This window comes from Vibrio plantisponsor (assembly GCF_013041605.1).
Lineage (GTDB): Bacteria > Pseudomonadota > Gammaproteobacteria > Enterobacterales > Vibrionaceae > Vibrio > Vibrio plantisponsor.
On record NZ_JABEQC010000001.1, the window covers coordinates 298,815 to 320,717 of the forward strand.

Here is a 21,903-nt window from a genome sequence, read left to right on the forward strand (position 1 = left end):
ACTACAGGGAATCCTTCCCTAATCACCGCACACCTCTATCAGGCATACGTTGGAGCAAACTCTTCAACGTTACCCGCATTGGCGGCGTTATCCCAATAAGGAGACATCTGGCGTAAGCGATGCACAATCGGAGGCAGTTGCTCAAGCACATAATCGATGTCGTCATCTTTGGTAAAACGAGATAGCGAGAAGCGCAAGGTGCCATGTGCCGCAGTAAATGGAATCTTCATCGCTTTCATCACGTGTGAAGGTTCTAACGAACCGGATGTACAAGCTGAGCCAGACGACGCCGCGATACCCACTTGGTTCATCATTAACAAAAGGGCTTCACCTTCTATAAACTCAACCGCAATGTTGGTGGTGTTTGCGACACGCTGTTTAGGATTACCCGTGACAAACGTATTCGGAATGCGAGCAAGTAAACCTTGCTCTAAGCGATCACGCAGCAGTTTGATGCGATGAAGCTCGGTATCAATAGCTTGATAAGCCAGTTCTGCCGCTTTACCCATCGCTATTGCAGATGCTGCATTTTCAGTTCCTGCTCTGCGACCGCGCTCCTGATGACCACCACGCAGTAATGGACGGAAACGCGTACCACGACGCAAGTACAAAGCGCCAATCCCTTTTGGAGCATGGAACTTGTGACCAGAAATCGACAGCATATCAATTTCGGTTTCATGCACGTTGATCATGCGTTTACCTGCCACCTGTACCGCGTCAACATGCATTTGTGCGCCGACAGTTTTTGCCATCATTGCCATCGATTCCACAGGGAACAGAGTGCCAGTTTCATTGTTTGCCCACATCATCGAAACAATCGCGACGTTTTCACTTAATGCTTGGGCATACGCTTCCAAATCGATATTGCCTTTACCGTCAACGCCAATCCAATGCACCTTGTAGCCTTTACGTTCAAGGTTTTGACAAAGTTGTAAAGTAGCGGGATGTTCAACCACAGATGTTACGATTTCTCTGCGCTCGGGGTTGGCTTCCAATGCAGACAAGATAGCTGTTGTGGTCGCTTCAGTAGCACAAGAGGTAAAAACCACTTCACTTGAGTGCTGCGCGCCAAGAAGTTGCTGAACCTGTTCTCTTGCAATTTCCAGAGCCTGACCCACGCGAGCGCCTAAGCGATGAATAGATGAAGGGTTGCCATAAAATTCATCAAGATAAGGAATCATGACGTCCAAGACTCGTGGGTCTATACGAGTGGTAGCGTTGTTATCTAAATAGATCATCGGTTGGATACTAGACATTGTAAGTTCCCTCTTTCTTTGCGGTCATTTGTGGGTCTTCTTGTACCGGAAATACGGTGTAAGACTCTCCCAAAGCTCGACTGATCTTATGTTCCACATTTGCCAATGTCAGACCTGATAAACCACATCCGGTACACGCACCAGTGAGTGAAACAAACACAACATAATCTTCCACATCGACTAAGCTGATATCCCCACCGTCGGCTTGTACCGCAGGGCGAACTTCTTCGATAATTTTCTCAATCAGCGCAATGATCTCAGGACTTACAGACGCATCAACTCCAGAGTCTTTACTTGCTTCAACCGGTTTTATGGCGGGTTTCACGCTAGAATTTTTAGATAAGGCAGGGGCTTTTGCTCTTTCTGCCAAGCATTCTTCCAGCACCCATTCGATCTTTTCGTGGCAAGAGGTGCAAGCGCCGCCCGCTTTGGTGTAATTGACGACTTCCTCAAGAGTGGTGAGATTATTGGCGGCAACCACGCGTTTAATCATCAGGTCATCAATCGCGAAACACTTACAAATCAGCTCACCTTCTTCGTGATCATCTTCCAGTGTTTCTCCGCGATAGTTCGCGACTGCTGCATGCAATGCTTCCATCCCCATAACCGAACAGTGCATTTTTTCTGGCGGTAAGCCATCAAGAAAGTCGGCAATGTCTTTGTTAGTGATAGCTAAAGCTTCATCTATCGATTTACCAATGATCATTTCAGTTAATGCAGAAGAAGATGCGATTGCACTACCACAACCAAAAGTTTGAAAACCTGCATCCTGAATAATGTCTGTTTCTGGGTCGACTTTGAGAGTCAAACTTAGAGCGTCACCACAGCTCAGGGAACCCACATCACCTCGGGCATTTGCCTCTGAAACCAATTTGGCATTTCTTGGGTTAAAGAAGTGCTCTTTAACTTTCTCTGAATAATCCCACATAACCGCTCCTTCGTTTTTCCGACACCCGCTTCCATTGCGTTGGTTTGGTGCTTGACTGAAACCGTATTGTTACAACATCAACTTTTTCATAACGTCTTCATTGGCTAATCCAGTGCAATTACTAATCCAGACCACAGCCCTCGCTAACAGGTTGATTTACTATATAAATTTGAATAAGGTCACAAAACGACCAGAGATAAAACGACAATTTGTCGCTTTGTTTGTCGGCTTCCGGACAAACAACACCGACAAAAAGCGACAAAAGACGAATCAGACAGATGAGTTAACTGGCTGGCTGATATAAGAGGGATAAATCCAGCAAGAGTGAAGAGGCAGGAGCAGTATGACTCAGAGGTAAGTTATAAAAAAACTCCCTGCCAAATTCATGACAGGGAGCTGTTTCGATTCAAAAATACTGTTTTAAGTACTTTCTATGGCACACCGTGGCCTTTAGAAGCAACCCAAACTCGGTACCATTGTTCACGAGTCAGTTCTAAGTCCAGTGCAGCCACTGCCGATTGAACACGCTCAATCTTACCTGAGCCAACAATAGCAAGTGGCTTAGAAGGAAGGCGACGAACCCAAGCGTAGATCACTTGGTCGATGCTCTCTGCACCAATCTCTTCACGCAGTTCTTCTAACACGTTACGTACACGAACAGCTTGCTCTGACTGACCTTTAAAGATTTCACCACCGCCTAGACATGACCATGCCATAGGGCGGGTACGCAGCATTTGTAGCTGGTCTAATGTACCGTCATCGGCAACATTAAAGTTAAGCGGGTTAATCTCTACCTGATTGGTAACCAGTGGTTTACCCAAACGAGATTGAAGCAGTGAAAACTGAGACGGTGTGAAGTTTGAAACGCCGAAGTGTTTCACCTTACCGACTTTGTGCAGCTCAGCAAACGCTTCTGCCACTTCATCCGCGTCAAGCAAAACATCTAAACGGTGGATCAACAAAACGTCAATTTCACTCACACCCAAACGCTCCAGTGAGTTGTTCACCGATTGGTAGATGTGCGCAGAGCTAGTGTCATAGTGATTAATTTTGCGTTCTGGGTGCTTATCACTGCAAAGCTGGATATCGCACTTAGTCACGATCTGCATTTGTTCACGAAGGGACGGCTCTAACGCCAATGCTTCACCAAATAGGACTTCACACTCGTAGTTGCCATAGATGTCTGCGTGATCGACTGTCGTGATACCTAACTCTAGGTGCTGTTTGATAAACGTCAGGCGCTCTTGAGGTGTCATACCCCAATCGGCCAAACGCCAATACCCTTGAACCAGTTCTGAAAAATCTGGTCCTTGCGGGGCGATTGTGACTTTTGCAACCATAATATTACTCCTTAATCCGACGGGCTCATCCTAAGCTTGTTTATTCCTCGCCTCAACCGATAAACTATAGAAGTTCGAACTGGAGTACGAAGTTGTGACTTTTTCTACACGTTTACAAGAATTGATTGGCGAAGAAAGCATCAGCGGGTTTGCGCGACGCGTTGATCTGTCTGAAGGCCTGATAAGAAAATACCTAAAAGGCAGTGAACCTAGCTTAGCAAAGGCAAATCAAATTGCCATTCGCGCCAACTGTTCGCTGGAATGGTTAGCAACTGGTTGTGGGTATCTGTATCGCAAAGCAGAAGTGGTTGATATGGAAGCTTATTGCCTTGCACACAAGTTCGTCACCGGCGAAACCTTGAGTCAGGATAAGCAACATCAGCAGCGACAGATAATTGCGGGATATCAGTATTTGCGGGCACATAAGAAAGCCGACGGGTATTTAGACGAAACCTCAATGGCGAACTTTCTTCAGCGCCAACCCTCAGCGATTACTCCGAACGAGTAAACTGAACTTCAGCGCTTTTTCCGTCCGTGACAAGCTTTGCCATAACCTTTTCTTTCTGCCAGTGAAGGATTTTAGGAAAAGAGTGAGCATTGCGATTAATGAACAAAACTAAGGCCTTATCAACTTCTCGGGTCGACTCAGTCTTCAATTGGTCACGGATTGAAAACTGTTGCTCTCCGAGTTGGATGCTTTGCAGTTGAAAACCATCTTTACGTAAGTTCAATTGGAACAGACTCCAACTGTTTGGCGAATATTCACCATGCAGCGTGAGGGAGTGGACTCCCCCTTCTTGATTGCCTTTCACCTCAGGCCAAACAGGTAAGGTGTAATAGCTAAACTCATCCCCACACCATGATGGAATAAAGATATTGTCGCTACACTCTAGCCATTCCCCTGTCTGGAGAAATTGTTTTTGATCTGGCCATACACTGTTACCACCGATAAATGGCAGCAAAAAGTCTGGGTGTGCAGCCATCGAAGCTCCACTCCAAAACAGTATAACTAGCCATTTCCACATAACATTTCCTCAGATAACTACCCTTAGTGTTAGCCTTTTGCCTGCTTTCTACAAGTGCCTGAAGAACTACGCCCCCAAATTCTCTTTTGTGAGCCACTTCAAGCTCTTAAGGCGTAGGGCGAGGAATGATGTGCCTAGTCTTTAATCGATTTATCCTAAAGTCTGTTTACCTAGAGGGACTATAAGATCCCATATGGACGTGACGATGAAACTAAAAACTGTAACCCTTGCTTTATGTGCCATTATTCCAAGTGCCTTCGCGGCACCAAACCTGACCATAGCCACGACAACCAACAGTCGTGACTACCCATTAGACAGCCAAAACCCGTTAGTAATTCCATTGACCAAAGATGACTACACACTAACAGTTACGGGTTTGGAGGGAAGCTGTAAGGCAGGTGAAACATCAAGCATCAAATTTAATACTCCTGTAGCTCTCAACTGTGCAGGAGCGACCACGCTGCCACTTAAAATTCGCTTCACTGGCGATTACGCGTTTAGCTATGACGACAAAGCACAAACTCTGACGTTTGTTCGTCAGGCGAAGAAAACAGTGAACAGTGAGTTCAAACGACCGATTCCAGATGTCACCTGTGAGAAATACTCTGGCGGCGAAGTCACTGTCAAAGTTGGTGATACTTTCACAAACGGAACGCAATTGAGAGATGCTTTTAGTGGCAAAGTGGTGACAGTAAAACAAGGTGCCGTGTCATTAACCCCACAAGCGAATAACGGCGGCTTAATCTTACTTGAGCCTGTTGAAGCCAAGCCTCAGCCATTTAACTACCGTAATGCCAATATCTATTTCGTCATGGTCGACCGTTTTAACAACGGCGATACCAGTAACGACAACAGTTATGGGAGAAAGAAAGACGGTAAAGATGAAGTCGGCACCTTTCATGGTGGTGATCTCAAAGGCGTGATTGAAAAGTTAGACTACATTAAAAGCCTAGGCACAGATGCTATTTGGCTCTCTCCGATTGTGGAACAAATCCACGGATTTGTCGGTGGTGGAGAAAGCGGCTCGTTCCCATTCTATGGCTACCACGGCTACTGGACTCGTGATTTCACCAAAATCGATGAAAACTTTGGTGTCGATGAAGATTTAAAAACACTGGTTGAAGAAGCTCATAAACGCGGCATAAAAATCCTGCTAGATGCGGTTATTAACCACTCCGGTTACGCGACACTGGCTGATTTACAAATCGATAAAATCAACGTTGTAAACGGTTCACAGCTGCCAGCAAAATGGGCGGATTGGGCACCATCAAGTTCTGCTGGAGAGAACTGGCACAGTTTCCACCAGTTCATTGATTACAACAGCAACAACTGGAAAGACTGGTGGGGGGGCGACTGGGTTCGCACCGGACTACCGGGTTATCCGAAACCGGGCTCTGGTGATATCACCATGACGCTAGCTGGCCTACCCGATTTCCGTACTGAATCGGCTGAGTTTGTTAAACCACCTAAGTGGCTGCTGGAAAACGCCGGAACAAGAGTGAAGGCACAAGATAACTTCACCGTATCTGATTATCTGATTGAATGGCAAAGCGACTGGGTAAAACGCTTTGGAATTGATGGCTACCGTGTAGATACGGTGAAACACGTTGAAGGTGAAGTGTGGAAACGTCTGAAACAAGCCGCCAGCGATAATCTGAACCAGTGGCGTAAAGCGCATGGCAAGCAAGGCGAACCCTTTTGGATGATGGGTGAAGTGTGGGGACATGGCGCTTATCGCAGCCCGTATTTTGATGACGGCTTCGATGCACTGATAAACTTTGATGTGCAGAAGAAAATGGACAAAGGTGCAACCTGCTTCAGCCAGATGGAAAGTGTTTATCAAGCAAACGCGAAAACGCTGCAACAAGAAGCGGATTTCAACGCTGTGAGCTATATGTCTTCACACGATACCGAGCTGTTTTTCAGCCGTTTCAAGTCGTTTGAAATGCAACGTAACGCAGCCAACGCCCTGTTGCTAAACCCGGGAGCTGTTCAGGTTTATTACGGAGATGAAGTCGCAAGAGACTTAGGCCCTTATGCTGATGATTTCCATCAAGGAACCCGCTCAGATATGGTTTGGAAGTTGGATGCCGAGCGAGAAGCGTTGCTGGAACACTGGCAAACCGTCGGGCAATTTAGGCAGCGTCACCCAGCCATTGGTGCGGGCAAACACCAAGTCATAACACAAGCGTCTTCAAAACAAGATAGCCCTTACGTATTTTCTCGTACCCTAGGAGAAGACAAAGTTATCGTTGCGTTTGTCGGTAAGTAATTACTCACAATCAAGATAGAAAAGGACAAGGGCACATCTGCTTTTGTCCTTTTTTGGAAGAGATGAAAGCTAAGCGATACACTCCTGCAAACTTACCGCTTGAGGGGCATAATCACTAATGTTGATGACTTTATCTGCAATCGCATTAATCAAATCTGGATCGTGACTAACGATTAGCAAGCTGCAATTTTGCTCACGTGCTAGCTGTACCAATTGCATCGTCACCTCTTTGGCAATGATAGGATCTAAACGCGACGTCGGTTCGTCAGCAAACAAGAATACAGGCTCCATCAGCAAAGCACGTAAAATCGAGAAGCGCTGAAGCTCGCCACCTGATACCTGACTGCTGTTGCAGGTTAGCACTTGCTCACGCAAAGCGAGTTTTTTCATTAATGGTGCAACGCGGCTAGCATCCAACTTGTGCAGTTCGATCAAATCATCCAACATTTTTCCTAGAGTGAGATGCTGAGAAAGCGAAGTCAATGGATCCTGGTATAACTTAAGCCACTTAGCTTTACCCTGAGTTTTTTGACGAACAATCTCACCCGAAGACACTTTAAGATGCCCTAAAATCGCATCACCCAAACTGCTTTTACCACAGCCACTGTCGCCAACAATGCCGACAATCTCACCTTGCTGAACGTTAAACGTCAGCGAATCAAACAACTTTTGTTTGCCGCGTTGTATTGCCAAGTTTTCTACACTCAAGATTCGCTCTTGAGCAATATCTTTGCTTCGGCTTTGTGGCCAATTTTTCGGTGTCGAATGAATCAGCTTTTTAGTGTATTCCTGCTGCGGATGAGCAAGCACTTGCTGTGTTTGCCCTTGCTCGACCACCTTTCCGTAATGCAGAACCAGTATTTGTCCGCCTAGACGCTGCGCAACTTCAACATCATGCGTTACTACAATCAGGCCATCGTTTTTGGTCTTATCACGCAGCATGTCGACAACATCATCACGTCGACTGACATCCAAACCCTTGGTTGGCTCGTCTACAAGAATGATGGAAGCGTTGGCGGCAGTTGACACACAAATCGCCATACGTTGAGCCATACCTCCTGAGAGTTGCCCTACGCGCTTTTGATAAGCCTGCGCTAAACCATAACGCTCCAGCTCTTGCTGTGCCATGAGACGTGCTTGTGGCGCGGAATGCCCTAAGACAAATCTTGATACTTCAGCCACTTGCTCACCCGATTTCATCAAAGGATCAAGTGTCGACATTGGCTCTTGTGACAGCATTGCCATTTGTTTACCCCAGAGAGTACGGCGCTGTGCCATATTCATCACCTCTCCGTGGACGGCAATCTCACCAGTGCACGATAATCCAGAATCAATACTCGCCATGATCCACTTAAGCAACAAGCTTTTACCTGACCCTGTTTGACCAAGGATCACCAGCGGTTCACCTTTATTCACCGCTAACGACACATTTTCCAACAGAGCTCGTTCCCCTATTGATATATGGAGATTCGAAACTCTCAGCAATTCACTCATCGTTTCTCTCCTGCAATCAAATGGAATGCCAATACAATTAACGCCAGCATTGTTAGAGGTTGAAGCAGTAACCACGGCGCATCACCGTAATATGGAAAAAGCTCAACAATCATTTGTCCGAGTTCACTGGTTGGAGGCTGAATGCCCACATAAACAAAGCCTAGAGAAGCCATATAAAGCACGGCGTTAGCGGCACCGAATGCTGCCATAGTCAACACAGGTGAACGTAGTGTCGGCCATAAATGGTGGCGGAAAATATAAACACGACCAAAGCCCAACAACAGAGCGTTTTGAATTTCAGGGCTATTGGCAAGAGACTGAGTCAGCGAGCGACTTACACGGAAATACTCTACCCACTGTACCAGCGCAATCGCGATATAAATGGCGGTAAAAGAACCGGGTACCAACGCTGCAAACAACAGCACGAAAACCAAACCCGGCATAGCCAGAAGTATGTTGACAATAATATTGAGTCCATTGTCGAGCCAACGGCCGTACCAACCTGCAATCACACCTAATATGCAGCCAATGGTACTCGCACTTAACACGCAGATGATTGCCAGACTCAGGGAAAGACGCAGAGCTTCACTTAAACGGGCAAACATATTGCGACCATAGTGATCGGAACCTAACCAGTATTCGGCACTAGGTGGCATCAAAACCGCAGACAAGTTTTGCTCTGCCGGATCGACGTTCATAGCCCAGCCAATCATCGACATCGAGATCAACACACACAGCAGCAACACACCGAAAAGGCGCGATCTGTTGCTATAGAGTTTTTTGTTATCGAAGGCTGCTAGCATGTTATTGCTCCTCCTTAATTCGCGGGTCTATCCAGTAGCACAGAAGGTCAACAACCGTATTCAACATTACAAACATCACACCTAAACAGAGCGCCGTGCCCTGAATAACAGGAATATCGCGGGCAAAAATCGCATGAGCCAAACCATGCCCTACCCCCGGCCATGAGAACAGAGATTCAATCATTACTATCCCTTCAATCACGGTAATAAACTGGATACCGATAAACGCAACTACAGGGAGCAAAATATTGCGAACTCCATGACGCTGAAACGTTCGTAAAGGTGATAGCCCTTTCATCATTGAAAACTGATAAAAAGGCGCACGTAAAACCTGACGAGTTGAGCTCGCGACAATCCGGTTTGAGGTTGCAGCCAACGCTATAGCAAGAGTCAGGGTAGGCAGAATCAAATGCTGAGGTGTGTCAAAACCAGCAACGGGCAACCATTGCCAATAAAGCGCAAACATCAGAATGAAAATTAAACCAATTACAAACACAGGAAGCGCACGAACTGCGATTGAAAAAACAACAGCGAAAGGCTCAAACCATTTCTGCCATTTCACGCTCGCGAGACCGAGCGGGAATGCAATCAAGACGGACAACGCAAGCCCTGCAACTGCAAGCATTAAGGAATGCCCTAACTGATGACTGACAATATCACTGACTGGCTGACCACTGACTAGAGAGTTGCCCAAGTTAAACTGCGCAAGATCGATTAACCAAGAGAAAAAAGACGAGATCCCCGATTGGTTCAAATTCAACTCTTGGCGAATATATTCGGCCGCTTCCGCGCTAACGTTATCCTGACCGTAGCGGCTAGAGGCAATACGGAAAGCCATATCCCCCGGAAGTGAACGCATCAGAACAAACGTCAATGCGCCAACTCCAAATACCACAGCAAAAAGCTGCAAAATGCGGTTATAAATTAACTGCCACACGAGAATCAAAACTCCAAGTCGTTAAGATAAAAATTGCGGCCAAATGGATCAAAGTGGAAACCTTTGAGACGTTTGTTCACAGAGACTTCTTCTGTGTAAGCGGAAACAGGGATCACTGGCAGTTCAGTAGCAAGAATGGTTGCCGCTCTCTGCGCTTTTTCGCGATACTTGTCTGCATCTAGCGTGTAGTTAAGCTGCTTAATCAACTGTTTAAACTCTGGATTGGACCAATTCATAGCACCCCAATCCCCACCTTTCTCAGAAAAATCATTACTCAGTACCACAAGCGGGTCCACAATCACTCCGTAATTACGCGCAATCAATGCCACTTCTAAAGAACCATCCTGATGACCGGCGGGAATCGAACTTGAGCTTGTAATACTTACATTCAGTTTTACACCCAGTTTTTTCCACTGTGCTTGAAGCGCTGTGGCTACATTCGCCAGCTCTGGACGGTCAGCGTAGGTAATCAATGACAACTCAAACACTTTACCGTCTCGCTGCAACAAACCTTGGCTGTTTTCAGTCCAACCAAGTTCTTTGAGCATCGCTTTAGCTTTCTGAATATCAGATTCTGGGTTTGCAAAAGACTCTAAATACCAATCACTCATTGAGCGAGGCAACAGTTGCGCGGTTCCTGAATCTGGAGTGCCTAGCACAGCGCTAGCAATGCCTTTGCGATCAATGGCAAGGCTCAACGCCTGACGCGCTTTAACGGAATTGAGGAACGGATGAGCATTGTTCAGTTTTAAAACGAGGGTACGCGGTAAAGAGTAAGACTGAACATCGGTTTGCGGATTCATTTTTAGACGCATAATGCTGGCTGGCGGAAGCTGAAGAGCAATGTCAGCCTGACCACTTATGGCTTGTAATACGCGACTTTCACCGCGATGACCAGTCAGATAAGTGGCGTATTCAATACTCGCTTTCTTACCCCAATAGCCAGCGAATTTCTTAACGGTAATTTTGTGCGGCGGCGTAACCTCAAAAAGCGAGTATGGGCCTGTGCCAATCAAGTTCACCACTTTGCCATCTTCAGCATAAGAGGCTCGGCTTAAAATTATATTGGAATAGTTGGCAAGTACCGCAGGTAGGCTTTTGTATGCTTCAGATAATTCGATAACAACCTTGTTTTCACCTTGCGCTAAAATGTTTTTCACCGGCACTTTGCCTAGCGAGCCATATTTTCCCAGCGCAATGTTTAAACTGTTCACCACTGTATCCGCGTTCATCAGTGAATCATCGTGGAATCGAACGCCGTCACGCAGTGTGATTGTCCATTCAGTTAGCTCATTGTTTGGCGTCGCTTCTAACGCAAGACCCGGGAGCAAATTACCCGAATTGTCCACATCAAAAAGCGTCTCAATGACCTGCATCCTAGTAAAAATATACCCACTTGATGATGGATCAACGTTAGCAAATTCAAACGCAGCGCTGATGGTAACTGTGTTTGATTTAGAAGGAGGAGTGTTCGCATTCGCTTGAAAAACAAACACTAATGCCAACAGTGCTGCTGTAAAAATTCTCATAATTATAACTCTACTGACTCAAAAGTGTTTTGTTATAACATAACATTAATTTGAGTTTCAATTTTAATGAGAATAATTTTCAAAACCAACTAGGAAAACGAAATGTAAAACTCGTTACTCCGTAATTTCTAATTCTCTCTCCAACTTCTTAGATAGCTTGTTAAACAAGGTTTCCCTGCGTAGGTCGAGTATTTCCTGAATCAGTTTCTCTTTGGCTGATAAACCAAAATGCTTGGCGTAGTTTTTAATTTTCTGAATCTCTTCCGGCTCCAAACGGTAAACTTCATTCTTTAAGTAAGCTTCCGCTTCTTTCTTGATGAAGCCCTGCTGCTGCAGTAATTCAATAATCAACACATCAAAATCGTGAGTTACTCTTGCCATCATTTCCTGCTTAATTAACCACTTAGTTCTCTGGAATTTACCCATGATCACTATTTTTAAGACCGGCATAACCTACGCAGCGAACATTAAAAATGGGTTACAGAAAAAAGGCTATTTGATGACAAAATTCCGATATGCCATTCCGGTTTGAATTCGTGTTTCTTACGCTTGAATTGGGCTTGATTTTGATCAATCAAACTTCAATTTCCTCTTCACTTGACGCCACAAGAACTACAATTAGTGAGGTAGCAAATGATAGAAAATGGGAGGTTATGATGAGCTTAATTCCTCGTGATTCATGGTCTGATTTCTATCGCGTATTTGATCATGCATTCCCATCAATTCGCACTCGATTTGATGCGGAGGCTTTTTCACCTCGCGTTGATGTGATTGAAAAAGAAACCGCATTTGAAATCATTGCCGATTTGCCGGGAGTGGCTAAAGATGATGTGATCATCACCTATAAAAATGGTGCGCTAACAATTGAAGCCTCCACCAGCAAAACCGAAGAAAATACAGATCAGAACAAAGTCATCCACAAAGAACGCTATGAAGGGAAAATGGTTCGCAGCTTTTCTTTAAGCGAAAACGTAAATCCAAAAGACATTTACGCAGAATTTGAGGATGGCGTGTTGGTTGTGGTTGTTCCTAAGCTAGAAACGCAACAAGTGGAAGACCACCGCATCACTATCAGTTAGTTGAATCATGCCAATTGATAGCTCATTGATGTGTACAACCAAAATCCAAAAGGGGCGAGATGCCCCTTTTTCTGACTCAGACTCTCTGCCGAATCCTTTCTATCATGGATAACACCTTTTCGTCGTCACAGCCTATTTTGTGGTAGATACCAACGTTACCAAGCTTGTTTTCGTCAATGAAAAGGGTTTCAAACCCTTTCTGCATCATCCACGCTGTCAGCTCACTGCTGTAGGGCATAATGGCATCACTGCTGCGTAATATATCCAAGCTGGCTGAAAATGAATCCACGTTATAAGTGGAACGCCCAACATCCGACGATATGCCCATCTGCGATTTCATATGATCCGCTAGCACTACGCTGTGCCGTGCATGATCCGGCGTGACACGAATCAGAGGATAGCTCGCATCTACCTCTGATATTGACTGCACGTTACGCGTAAGCAGTGGATGATCACCTCGTACATAAACGGCTTCGCGATCCTGTAGCAAAGGGACAAACTGCACCCGACACCTTTCATGCAAATGTCGAATTTCATGTCCGACAAACAGATCGATTTCCCCTTGAACTAAGTGGTGCATGAGCGACAAGTTATTGCCAAACTCAAGTTCAATAGACGACTTTGGCGCTTGTCTTAAGTGTTGGCTCACTGCATCTCGAACAAACAGTTCCCACCATGTGTCACCCGTGCCCAGCTTCAACTTACCGGCTTCTCGCTGATGCATGTCATGCAATCGATGCAATAACTGATTATGCTGTTCCTGCTGCTGCTGAACATGCTCTTTAAGTATTTTGCCGTATTCCGTCAGCTCCATCCCTTTTGAACGGCGATGAAACAAAGAAACACCAATATCACTTTCTAGTTTTTGCATAGCAGATGTCAGTGAAGGCTGACTAATATGCAGTTGTTCCGCAGCCTGCTTGATACTGCCTAAATGAGCAACCATCAGGAAATAACGATAGTTTTTATGCATAGCCAACCACCAATAATTATTGATATCACACTTTGAGAAATGGATTTTTCACTGTTGAAGACCATTAAAACCGCAAACCAGTATCAACTCAACATGATATAGCTAAATTCTATATCACAGTAAATCTAATCAATTGTTCTTTTCTCCTCTATCTCACTATATTGCTTAGAGTCTTGTTGGAATTTGGGAAAAAGTACTATGCAAAAACAGTGGTGGCATGATGCCGTTGTCTATCAAATTTATCCTCGCAGCTTTTGCGACTCTAACCACGATGGTATTGGCGACCTACCGGGCATCATCAGCAAACTCGATTATCTTAAAAATCTGGGTGTGAACGTGCTCTGGCTGTCGCCCGTTTATCAGTCACCTATGGATGATAACGGCTATGACATTTCAGACTATCAGGCTATCGCAGCTGAGTTCGGTACCATGGAAGATATGAAATGCCTACTTGATGAAGCAAACAGACGAAATATAAAAGTGGTGATGGATTTAGTCGTCAACCACACCTCAGATGAACATCCGTGGTTTATTTCAGCGAAATCATCCAAAAGCAGCCCATATCGTGACTTCTATATATGGCGCGATGCCAATACTGACGGTTCACCGCCCAACGATTTGGGCTCCATTTTTGGTGGTGGCGCGTGGGAATGGGATGCGACTACAGAGCAGTATTACTTCCATCTGTTCTCTAAACGCCAGCCAGACCTGAACTGGGAAAACCCGAAAGTTCAGCAATCGGTTCACGACATGATGAACTGGTGGATAGAACAAGGTATTGGTGGTTTCCGCCTTGATGTTATTGACCTTATCGGCAAAGAGATCGACAAAAAAATCACGGGCAATGGCCCACGTTTGCACACCCTATTACAGCAAATGAATCGAGCCACTTTTGGCGATAAAGATCTTCTCACTGTGGGTGAAACTTGGGGTGCGACACCGGAAATTGCAAAACTCTACAGCGCCCCAGAACGCAATGAGTTGTCGATGGTGTTTCAGTTTGAACACATCACGCTCACTTGGAAAGATGGCGACAAATGGCAGCCGATTCCGTTAAAACTCAGCGAGTTCAAACGGGTTTTAACCAAATGGCAAGTCGAGCTAGAAAACCAAGGCTGGAACTCACTATTTTGGAATAACCATGATTTACCGCGCGCAGTGTCCAAATATGGCGACGACGGTGAATATCGTGTCGAGTCGGCCAAGATGCTGGCAACAACACTGCATTTCTTAAAAGGAACGCCTTACATCTATCAGGGTGAAGAGCTGGGTATGACTAATGTAGAGTTCAATTCACTGGATGAGTACCAAGATATTGAGACTCTGAACTTCTATAAAGTACGTACCGAAGCGGGTGTATCCCATGAAGAAATGATGACAGCGCTGCATGAAAACAGCCGAGACAATGCCCGCACTCCGATGCAGTGGAATGATCAAGAGTATGCAGGGTTCAGCACGGTTAAACCTTGGCTCAAAGTGAACCCAAACTATGTGGACATCAACGTTGAACAAGCGCTCGCAAACCGTGATTCGATTTTCTATCACTACCAAACGTTAATTCAGCTGCGAAAAACCATGCCAGTGATTGTGTACGGTCACTTCACGCCTGTATGTGAATCTCATGAAGCCGTGTTTACCTATTTACGTGAAGATGAAGACGATAGAATTCTGGTGGTAAATAACTTCAGTAAAGAGCCTCAAACCCTCTCACTATCTGAAGTTGCAGGGCTAGATAGCGTTGAACACCTGATTAGTAACTACCCGCCAAGAAATAACCTCGACGGTGAACTGACACTGCTTCCGTTTGAATCGTTTGCCGTCAAACTGTAGCGATAAAATGTAACGGTAGTGACAAAACAAACAAAGGAGCATCACTGCTCCTTTGTTTTCAAATCGAATCCATATATTGGATTATTTGGCGTTCACCGCTTTCACAAACACTTCTTGAGCATCTTCAATACCCAGAGCTTTAGCTTCATCGAGTAGGCTTAGGGCTTTGGGAATGTCTCCTGCTTCTACCGATTTTTTAATTGATGACAGGTAGTATGCTTGCGTGTCAGGTAAAATATCGAGCTTAGAATTTTTAGATTCTGCATTTATCACTTCATTGGTTTGAACAGTTCCCGATACTGACGTTGTTTTAACTTCAACTTCTATCAAACCATTCGCAGAGACAACATAGCTAGGATCACTAACAATAGGTAGTGGTTCCCCCATTTGTTCTGCTCTCAACTTCGCAGGATGTGGAACAACAACTTTCTGTCCAATATCTTCGCTCTCTCCAAACACAATAAAGTAAGGAGTTTGTTTTGCATTTAAAGAAAGCTGAAGTTCATAGCGATTCTTATTAAGAGCATCTGAGAACTTAACTTCAAAATCTTTATTAGCAACTGTTCTAACGACTTTAAAATCTTCATTTAAAAGGATAATTGATGGTTTTAGAACTTTATCTTGTCGCATTATGCTTCTAACAATAAGCTCTACATTTCCAGATCTTTCGTTAAATTTAAAGCTAGAAAAATAGCTCTTGTCATGGCCAAAATTCCATACAGGAGAACTTCCATCGAGAGTCGATTGAAATTTGTCATTTGTTTCCAGTTTAATCCACGGAAACTTAACTAAAGATTCGCAACATACTTCCGTCTGCTTCAAAGTTCTAAGCGAATTATCTAGCTGTTCGGTAGAAGAGCATCCAACTAGACCGATAGCAGTAAGCAGAACCACCCAAGATGTTTTCATAATATCTCCTGCAAAAATTAAGAAAAAGGCAGCCTCTAGACTGCCTTTGTTTACCCGGTTAGCTCAGTTCTTTAGAACCAGATTTCAGCTTCAATACCAAAGCGAGTTTCATCACTATCCGATGCACCTTTACTCCACTTATATGAATCTTCACTAGAGGTCATGTAAGTTACATAAGGTTTAATCTGTGGGCGTCCCCAGTAATCAGCATTTACTGTAAATACAGGAGCTAATGTTGCTGCATAAAAATCTGTATCAGCAGATTGACGACCCCAGTCAGAGCCGTTGCCTAGGCTTTCTTGAGCGTATGTTAGCACAGCTTCCATACGGAAGTTTTCATTAACTTTATACGATGGAGTTAAACCTACAAATACACGAGATAAACCGCCTTGAGAGCCCCAAACATTACCTTTAGTATCGTTCGACAAATCCCAGTAGGTTACCTCCGTACCTAACTGCAAGTTCTCAGTTACATTAGCCACACCATAAGAAGTCACAAAGATTGACTCATCATCTTTATCCCAGCCACTGCTCCATTGACCAAAGTTAACACCTTTAGTTCCTGCAACACCTTTACCATAAGTAACAGCTGTTGTTGACCAACCATCAAATCCGTAAAAATCGCGAGAATATGTAATTGCTAGACCCAGACCATCTTTCGCAGTGCTCGATTCATCAACGTTAGTACGAGACATTAACTTAGCGTCAAAATCGAATCGACCACCCAAGGCTTCAACACCGTAGAAGTAGAAATCAACAGAAGTCATAGTGGTGCTACTACCGTTAGAATCTAAGTTAGTATTCTTACAGCTTGTTGCATAGTCCTGAGAAGCACCGTTTGATGTTACACATGAGCCTTCACCAGCATCAGCAGACATTACAGCAATACCCATATCATTGTATTGGATACCACCACCAACACCTGAAGATTGCTTCCAAAATTCTTTTGTAATGATACCTGCTTGACGGTTCAGGTAGCGCTTACCAGCCCAAATGCTTAAACCGTCAGTGAAATAGGAAAGGTCTCCAAGCTCAACATAAGCCTCTTTAAACTCTAGTTGGCCAGTTTCTAGGTGACCTTCGTTACCAGATGATGATGTATAGAAACCACGACCATTACCACCTTCGTTATTGCCATACTCTGTTTTTAAAACGTATTTAGACCATGCACCACTTTCATAGTTATCACCGCGAGTCACAGTAAATTCTACTTGGTTTGGGTTGCCAGAAAATGCCGCGCCAGCAGCTCGGTAATCACGGCGGTGGTGCCATGTTTCATCTGTATCTAGTGACTGACCAACATTGTACAGTAAATGCCCGTAGCCATTAACTTGCCAACCTTGATTTACTTTGTCTTCTGCGTGCACCAAACCAGCAGCGAGAGTAGCGGCCACTGCGGCAGCAATTACACTTACTTTTTTCATTTTTAACTCCAAATAGGATTTTATTTTTAGTTCCTTAGTTCTCTTTCTACTTGGAGCCGAAAAGGCAGAAATCCGGCCAAAATAAAAAGAGGTAAGACGGGACAAGTCCCCAGTTGTTTCAACGCTATTTAGGTTAATCAAGTCGTATAGGGATGACTTCCTCCACCCTAAATTAATTTGAGGGGGATGATTAGGGAGGAGTTTTTTTCAGGTATGGTGTTTTTGAAACGTTGATCACGCAATTTAGGGGGAGTAGTGATCGAAAGCTTTCAGGTTATTGGAATACAAAATGCATTAGATCACTATTTGGCGATAAATTGTTCATAAAACTGTAATGAAATTACAGAAGATATTTTATTAAAGGGCGCTTGACCTAATAGTCCCAAAGCTTTTTACTTAATTAAGTGGGTAACTTAACTCTAACTATAAGAATGTAACTTACGATGACTACTACAGCTTCTCGTCCGTATCCTTTAGGTGCAACACTTGATCCAAATGGATGCAACTTTTCTATCTATGCGCCTGCCAACGATGATTTGGTGCTTGCCTTGTTCAATTCAGATGGCAGTTACGAAACACACCCTTTGGAAGGAGAGTATGCTGGAATCAAGCACACCTACATGGCTGGCATCAAAGCGGGCCAGCGGTATGGTTTTATTTCTCATGAAGACGACAACAGCTTATTGTACGTGTCGGACCCTTATGCCAAAGCGTTAGATGCTCCGCTTACTTATACCCCTCCATTTTCTGAAGAAGACAGCTTTGAACTCGCGAAATGTATCGTCATAAGCGATGACTTCGATTGGCAAGATTCACACAAGCCAGCGATTTCACGTGATGAAATGGTGCTGTTTGAAACGCACGTCAAAGGGCTAACTCAGCTTCACCCGAATGTGGACGATACCGTTCGCGGAACCTATTTAGGCTTGATCAGCGAGCCAATGTTGCAGTTTTATCGCGAGCAACATATCAACACCTTGCAACTGCTTCCTATTGCAGCGTGCATGCATGAACCTCATTTGTTGGATATGGGCAAAGTGAACTATTGGGGGTACAACCCTTTCGTGTTCATGGCACCCGATCCGCGCTACGCCGTTAAAGATGCAGTTACCGAGTTAAAAACGGTCATACGTGAACTGCATAAGCAAGGCATCCAAGTGATTTTAGATGTGGTGTACAACCATACCGCAGAAGGCGGACAAGACGGTCCGGTATTCAACCTCAAAGCGCTCGATCCAAACTATTACCTGAGACACGGCCCTCATTACGCCAACTTTACTGGGTGTGGTAATACCGTTGATCTCTCATATCAGCCCTCGTTAAACATTGTGATGGATACCCTTCGTTACTGGGTAAGCGAGTACAAAATCGATGGCTTCCGTTTTGATTTAGCGGCAACACTCGGTCGTCGAGGAGATGATTTCAGCAGTGATGCGGCTTTCTTCAAAGCAGTGGCTCAAGATCCAATACTACGAGAAGTGAAGTTGATTGCTGAGCCTTGGGATATTGGTCCTAACGGCTACCAGGTCGGTAATTTCCCTTTTGGCTGGAACGAAACCAACGACAAACTGCGCGACATTACCCGCAGCTTTTGGCGAGGTGATCAGGGCTATCTGAAAGAATTTGCTACGCGTCTTATGGGCTCACGAGATCTCTACAGCGCAGCTAACTGGCCATATAAGCTGACCGTCAACTACATTACTTACCACGATGGTTACACTCTTCAGGATCTGGTGTCATATAAACACAAACACAATGAAGCCAACGGTGAACAAAACCGCGATGGACACGGTGATAACCGTTCTGACAACTATGGTGAAGAAGGCGAAACAGATAACCTAGTGATTCAGGCAACCCGTGAGCGCCAAAAGCGTAACTTCATGGCAAGCCTGCTGTTTGCGTTTGGTATACCGCATATCCTGACCGCAGATGTCCTCTCTCATACTCAGAAGGGTAACAACAATGCTTATTGTCAGGACAATGAAATCAGTTGGATAAACTGGGAGAACACCGAACGTAAAGGCATCTTCAAAGAGTGGCTGGCGCAAATGGTTGCCGCTCGTCAAACCTACATGGTTCCGTTTATTCGTGCCTTTAGTGGTGACGAACGCAACTTCAATCGCATCTTCTGGCGACGAGTCGACGGTGAATTGATGGAGCATGATGACTGGAACAGAGTCAGGGCTGTTGCTCTGCACATGGGTATTGGTGAAGATGAGCAAGAGATGCTGTATTTGATCAACCAAACCAATGCGCCGGCAAGGTTTAAACTGCCTCATGATCGTGGTCAGGACTGGAAAATTATCTGTGACACTAACTTGTCTCATATCCAGCCAGGTCATGCTGAAGGAGAAATTCTACAACTTCCGTCTTCAATGGCGATTCTCCATTTCCAACCGAAGAAGAATTGCAGATCTTAAGCCGTTCAAAACAATCGACGTGAGCGAAATACAGATTTAAGGATAGAAAAAACCCCACAACGTGGGGTTTTAAAAGAATCAAAGTGACGTTTCAACCTAGTCTAGGTCAACCAATTGCTTCTTGTATGTTTGGTGCTGAGATTTCACCGCTTGTTCAGGTTCACCTGTCAGTAAGCTCACAGCCACAATTGCGATTGTAGATAGGATAATTCCCGGTACGATTTCGTACACGTCATACCAACCGCCAGACAGCTGTTTCCACACTACGATAGTTACACCACCAACGATGATACCCGCCAGTGCGCCATTACGGTTCATGCGAGACCAGTACAGACTCAGTACTAGCGCAGGACCAAATGCCGCGCCGAAACCAGCCCAAGCATAAGAAACTAGACCTAATACTGAGCTATCTGGAGTCATTGCCAAGATAAGTGCAATAACAGATAGGATGATGACCGCTAGGCGACCTACTCGTACAATCTCTTCTGAGCTTGCGTCAGTCTTGAAGACTTGTTTGTAGAAGTCTTCAGCCAGAGCAGAAGAAGAAACCAGTAACTGAGAGTCCGCTGTACTCATGATCGCCGCCAGAATTGCAGCCAAAAGAATACCAGCAATAACCGGATGGAACAGAGCATTCACAAGTAGCATGAAGATTTTCTCGCCATCTTCAAGTTGCAGCGTGCCGTGGTTAGTGACATATACCAAACCAACGAAACCTACTAACAGCGCGCCAAACATTGACAGACCCGTCCACAAAACAGCAATACGGCGTGCGGTAGTTAGATCTTTGTTTGAACGTGAAGCTTTGAAACGAGCCAAAATATGTGGCTGACCAAAGTAACCTAGACCCCATGCAACCAGAGAAATGATAGCGATAGCAGACAGTGGTTTGCCATCAATACCATTCCAAAGAGTAAGAAGTTCAGGGTTAATTGCCGTTAGCTCTGCATCCAGCTTACCGAAACCACCGTCAATCGCAGCGAAAGGCACGATAAGAAGCGCTGCTGCCATTAGAAGACCTTGCACTAAGTCAGTCCAAGATACCGCTAAGAAGCCACCAAATAGTGTGTAAGAAACCACACAGATTGTTCCGATAACTACCGCGATGGTGTAATCAATACCAAATACAGTTTCAAACAATTTACCACCAGCCACTAGGCCTGAACTGGTATAGAAAAGGAAGAATAGAAGGATAAAGAAAGCTGAAATTGTTTGAATTAGCTTAGATTTGTCATTAAAGCGACGCGATAAGAATTCAGGCAGTGTAAGTGCATCTGTCGTTACGCTGTATGTACGTAGACGTTTTGCAACTAGTAGCCAGTTTGCCCAAGTACCGACTAACAAGCCACCCGCTAACCAGAAAGCTTCAAAACCCGCTGCGTAGGCATAACCAGGCAGGCCAAGTAACAACCATCCGCTCATATCAGATGCACCCGCAGAAAGCGCTGCAGGCCATGGACCTAAAGATCGGCCACCGAGGAAATAATCCGATGAACTTTTCGTTCGCTGATATGCGTAAACACCAATCGCCAACATCAGAATGAGGTAGACGATAAAGGTGGTCGTAATAGCAAAGCTATTTTCCATTGTGTAAGTCCTCTAAATATAAAATATCTTCCATGCCCCCTCCCTCAAAGAGAGGGGGAGAGATAAAAGATCTAAGGTCTGAAGATCTTTTAAGGCC

General features: G+C 44.9%; 18 protein-coding genes. 5 read left to right on the forward strand and 13 right to left on the reverse strand.

The window, feature by feature from the left end; genetic code table 11:
- Nucleotides 1–38 precede the first annotated feature (38 nt).
- The 3 genes from nifS to HKI82_RS01530 all read right to left on the reverse strand — a co-directional run bounded on the left by nifS (nucleotide 39) and on the right by HKI82_RS01530 (nucleotide 3,524).
- Entirely contained in the window at nucleotides 39–1,256 is a 1,218-nt protein-coding gene (nifS, locus tag HKI82_RS01520; RefSeq protein ID WP_165313403.1) for a cysteine desulfurase NifS, read from the reverse strand.
- Nucleotides 1,249–2,184 (reverse strand): Fe-S cluster assembly protein NifU, encoded by a 936-nt coding sequence (gene nifU / locus HKI82_RS01525; RefSeq protein ID WP_102939938.1) that lies wholly within the window; start codon nucleotides 2,182–2,184, stop codon nucleotides 1,249–1,251. The genes nifS and nifU overlap by 8 nt, the downstream gene beginning before the upstream one ends.
- Nucleotides 2,185–2,615: 431 nt before the next feature.
- Nucleotides 2,616–3,524, reverse strand: coding sequence for an aldo/keto reductase (locus HKI82_RS01530; RefSeq protein ID WP_102939937.1), 909 nt, complete (start codon nucleotides 3,522–3,524; stop codon nucleotides 2,616–2,618).
- A gap of 94 nt (nucleotides 3,525–3,618) precedes the next feature.
- Here HKI82_RS01530 and HKI82_RS01535 point away from each other — a divergent pair, with 94 nt between their 5' ends.
- Nucleotides 3,619–4,032, forward strand: a complete 414-nt coding sequence (locus HKI82_RS01535) for a transcriptional regulator (RefSeq protein ID WP_042479449.1) — start codon at nucleotides 3,619–3,621, stop codon at nucleotides 4,030–4,032.
- Here the strand turns inward: HKI82_RS01535 and HKI82_RS01540 are convergent.
- Nucleotides 4,016–4,549: a hypothetical protein gene (locus HKI82_RS01540; RefSeq protein WP_171136986.1), complete on the reverse strand. Its 534-nt coding sequence runs from the start codon at nucleotides 4,547–4,549 to the stop codon at nucleotides 4,016–4,018. The two genes, HKI82_RS01535 and HKI82_RS01540, sit on opposite strands and share 17 nt — an antisense overlap.
- Before the next feature lie 205 nt (nucleotides 4,550–4,754).
- Here HKI82_RS01540 and HKI82_RS01545 point away from each other — a divergent pair, with 205 nt between their 5' ends.
- Nucleotides 4,755–6,821 (forward strand): alpha-amylase, encoded by a 2,067-nt coding sequence (locus HKI82_RS01545; protein ID WP_171136987.1) that lies wholly within the window; start codon nucleotides 4,755–4,757, stop codon nucleotides 6,819–6,821.
- Between the two features lie 69 nt (nucleotides 6,822–6,890).
- Here the strand turns inward: HKI82_RS01545 and HKI82_RS01550 are convergent, their stop codons facing one another.
- The 5 genes from HKI82_RS01550 to HKI82_RS01570 form a co-directional block, all read right to left on the reverse strand.
- The gene (locus tag HKI82_RS01550) at nucleotides 6,891–8,315 is read right to left on the reverse strand and encodes an ABC transporter ATP-binding protein (protein ID WP_171136988.1); all 1,425 of its coding nucleotides are present in this window, start codon (nucleotides 8,313–8,315) and stop codon (nucleotides 6,891–6,893) included.
- Complete coding sequence (locus HKI82_RS01555) at nucleotides 8,312–9,118, reverse strand: ABC transporter permease (protein WP_171136989.1); 807 nt, start codon at nucleotides 9,116–9,118, stop codon at nucleotides 8,312–8,314. The genes HKI82_RS01550 and HKI82_RS01555 overlap by 4 nt, the downstream gene beginning before the upstream one ends.
- 1 nt (nucleotide 9,119) lies before the next feature.
- Nucleotides 9,120–10,055 carry an ABC transporter permease gene (locus HKI82_RS01560; RefSeq protein ID WP_171136990.1) on the reverse strand — a complete coding sequence of 312 codons (936 nt, stop codon included), beginning with the start codon at nucleotides 10,053–10,055 and terminating at the stop codon, nucleotides 9,120–9,122.
- 5 nt (nucleotides 10,056–10,060) lie between these two features.
- Entirely contained in the window at nucleotides 10,061–11,584 is a 1,524-nt protein-coding gene (locus HKI82_RS01565) for an ABC transporter substrate-binding protein (RefSeq protein WP_171136991.1), read from the reverse strand.
- Nucleotides 11,585–11,698: 114 nt separating this feature from the next.
- Nucleotides 11,699–11,965, reverse strand: coding sequence for a hypothetical protein (locus HKI82_RS01570; RefSeq protein WP_102940051.1), 267 nt, complete (start codon nucleotides 11,963–11,965; stop codon nucleotides 11,699–11,701).
- Nucleotides 11,966–12,240: 275 nt separating this feature from the next.
- Here HKI82_RS01570 and HKI82_RS01575 point away from each other — a divergent pair, with 275 nt between their 5' ends.
- A complete protein-coding gene (locus HKI82_RS01575; RefSeq protein ID WP_042479459.1) occupies nucleotides 12,241–12,663 on the forward strand; it encodes an Hsp20/alpha crystallin family protein in 423 nt (140 codons plus the stop codon).
- A 76-nt stretch (nucleotides 12,664–12,739) separates the two neighbouring features.
- Here the strand turns inward: HKI82_RS01575 and HKI82_RS01580 are convergent, their stop codons facing one another.
- A complete protein-coding gene (locus HKI82_RS01580) occupies nucleotides 12,740–13,636 on the reverse strand; it encodes a LysR family transcriptional regulator (protein ID WP_171136992.1) in 897 nt (298 codons plus the stop codon).
- A gap of 198 nt (nucleotides 13,637–13,834) precedes the next feature.
- Here HKI82_RS01580 and HKI82_RS01585 point away from each other — a divergent pair, with 198 nt between their 5' ends.
- Nucleotides 13,835–15,466, forward strand: a complete 1,632-nt coding sequence (locus HKI82_RS01585) for a glycoside hydrolase family 13 protein (RefSeq protein ID WP_171136993.1) — start codon at nucleotides 13,835–13,837, stop codon at nucleotides 15,464–15,466.
- A gap of 81 nt (nucleotides 15,467–15,547) precedes the next feature.
- On the opposite strand, the gene HKI82_RS01590 is transcribed toward HKI82_RS01585, so the two are convergent.
- Nucleotides 15,548–16,375 (reverse strand): MalM family protein, encoded by an 828-nt coding sequence (locus tag HKI82_RS01590; protein ID WP_102939928.1) that lies wholly within the window; start codon nucleotides 16,373–16,375, stop codon nucleotides 15,548–15,550.
- Nucleotides 16,376–16,446: 71 nt separating this feature from the next.
- The gene (locus HKI82_RS01595; protein ID WP_102939927.1) at nucleotides 16,447–17,799 is read right to left on the reverse strand and encodes a carbohydrate porin; all 1,353 of its coding nucleotides are present in this window, start codon (nucleotides 17,797–17,799) and stop codon (nucleotides 16,447–16,449) included.
- A 443-nt stretch (nucleotides 17,800–18,242) separates the two neighbouring features.
- Between HKI82_RS01595 and glgX the strand changes: the two genes are divergently transcribed.
- The gene (glgX, locus tag HKI82_RS01600) at nucleotides 18,243–20,219 is read left to right on the forward strand and encodes a glycogen debranching protein GlgX (RefSeq protein WP_171136994.1); all 1,977 of its coding nucleotides are present in this window, start codon (nucleotides 18,243–18,245) and stop codon (nucleotides 20,217–20,219) included.
- Nucleotides 20,220–20,315: 96 nt separating this feature from the next.
- On the opposite strand, the gene putP is transcribed toward glgX, so the two are convergent.
- Nucleotides 20,316–21,806, reverse strand: a complete 1,491-nt coding sequence (putP, locus tag HKI82_RS01605; protein ID WP_171136995.1) for a sodium/proline symporter PutP — start codon at nucleotides 21,804–21,806, stop codon at nucleotides 20,316–20,318.
- Nucleotides 21,807–21,903: the final 97 nt, after the last annotated feature.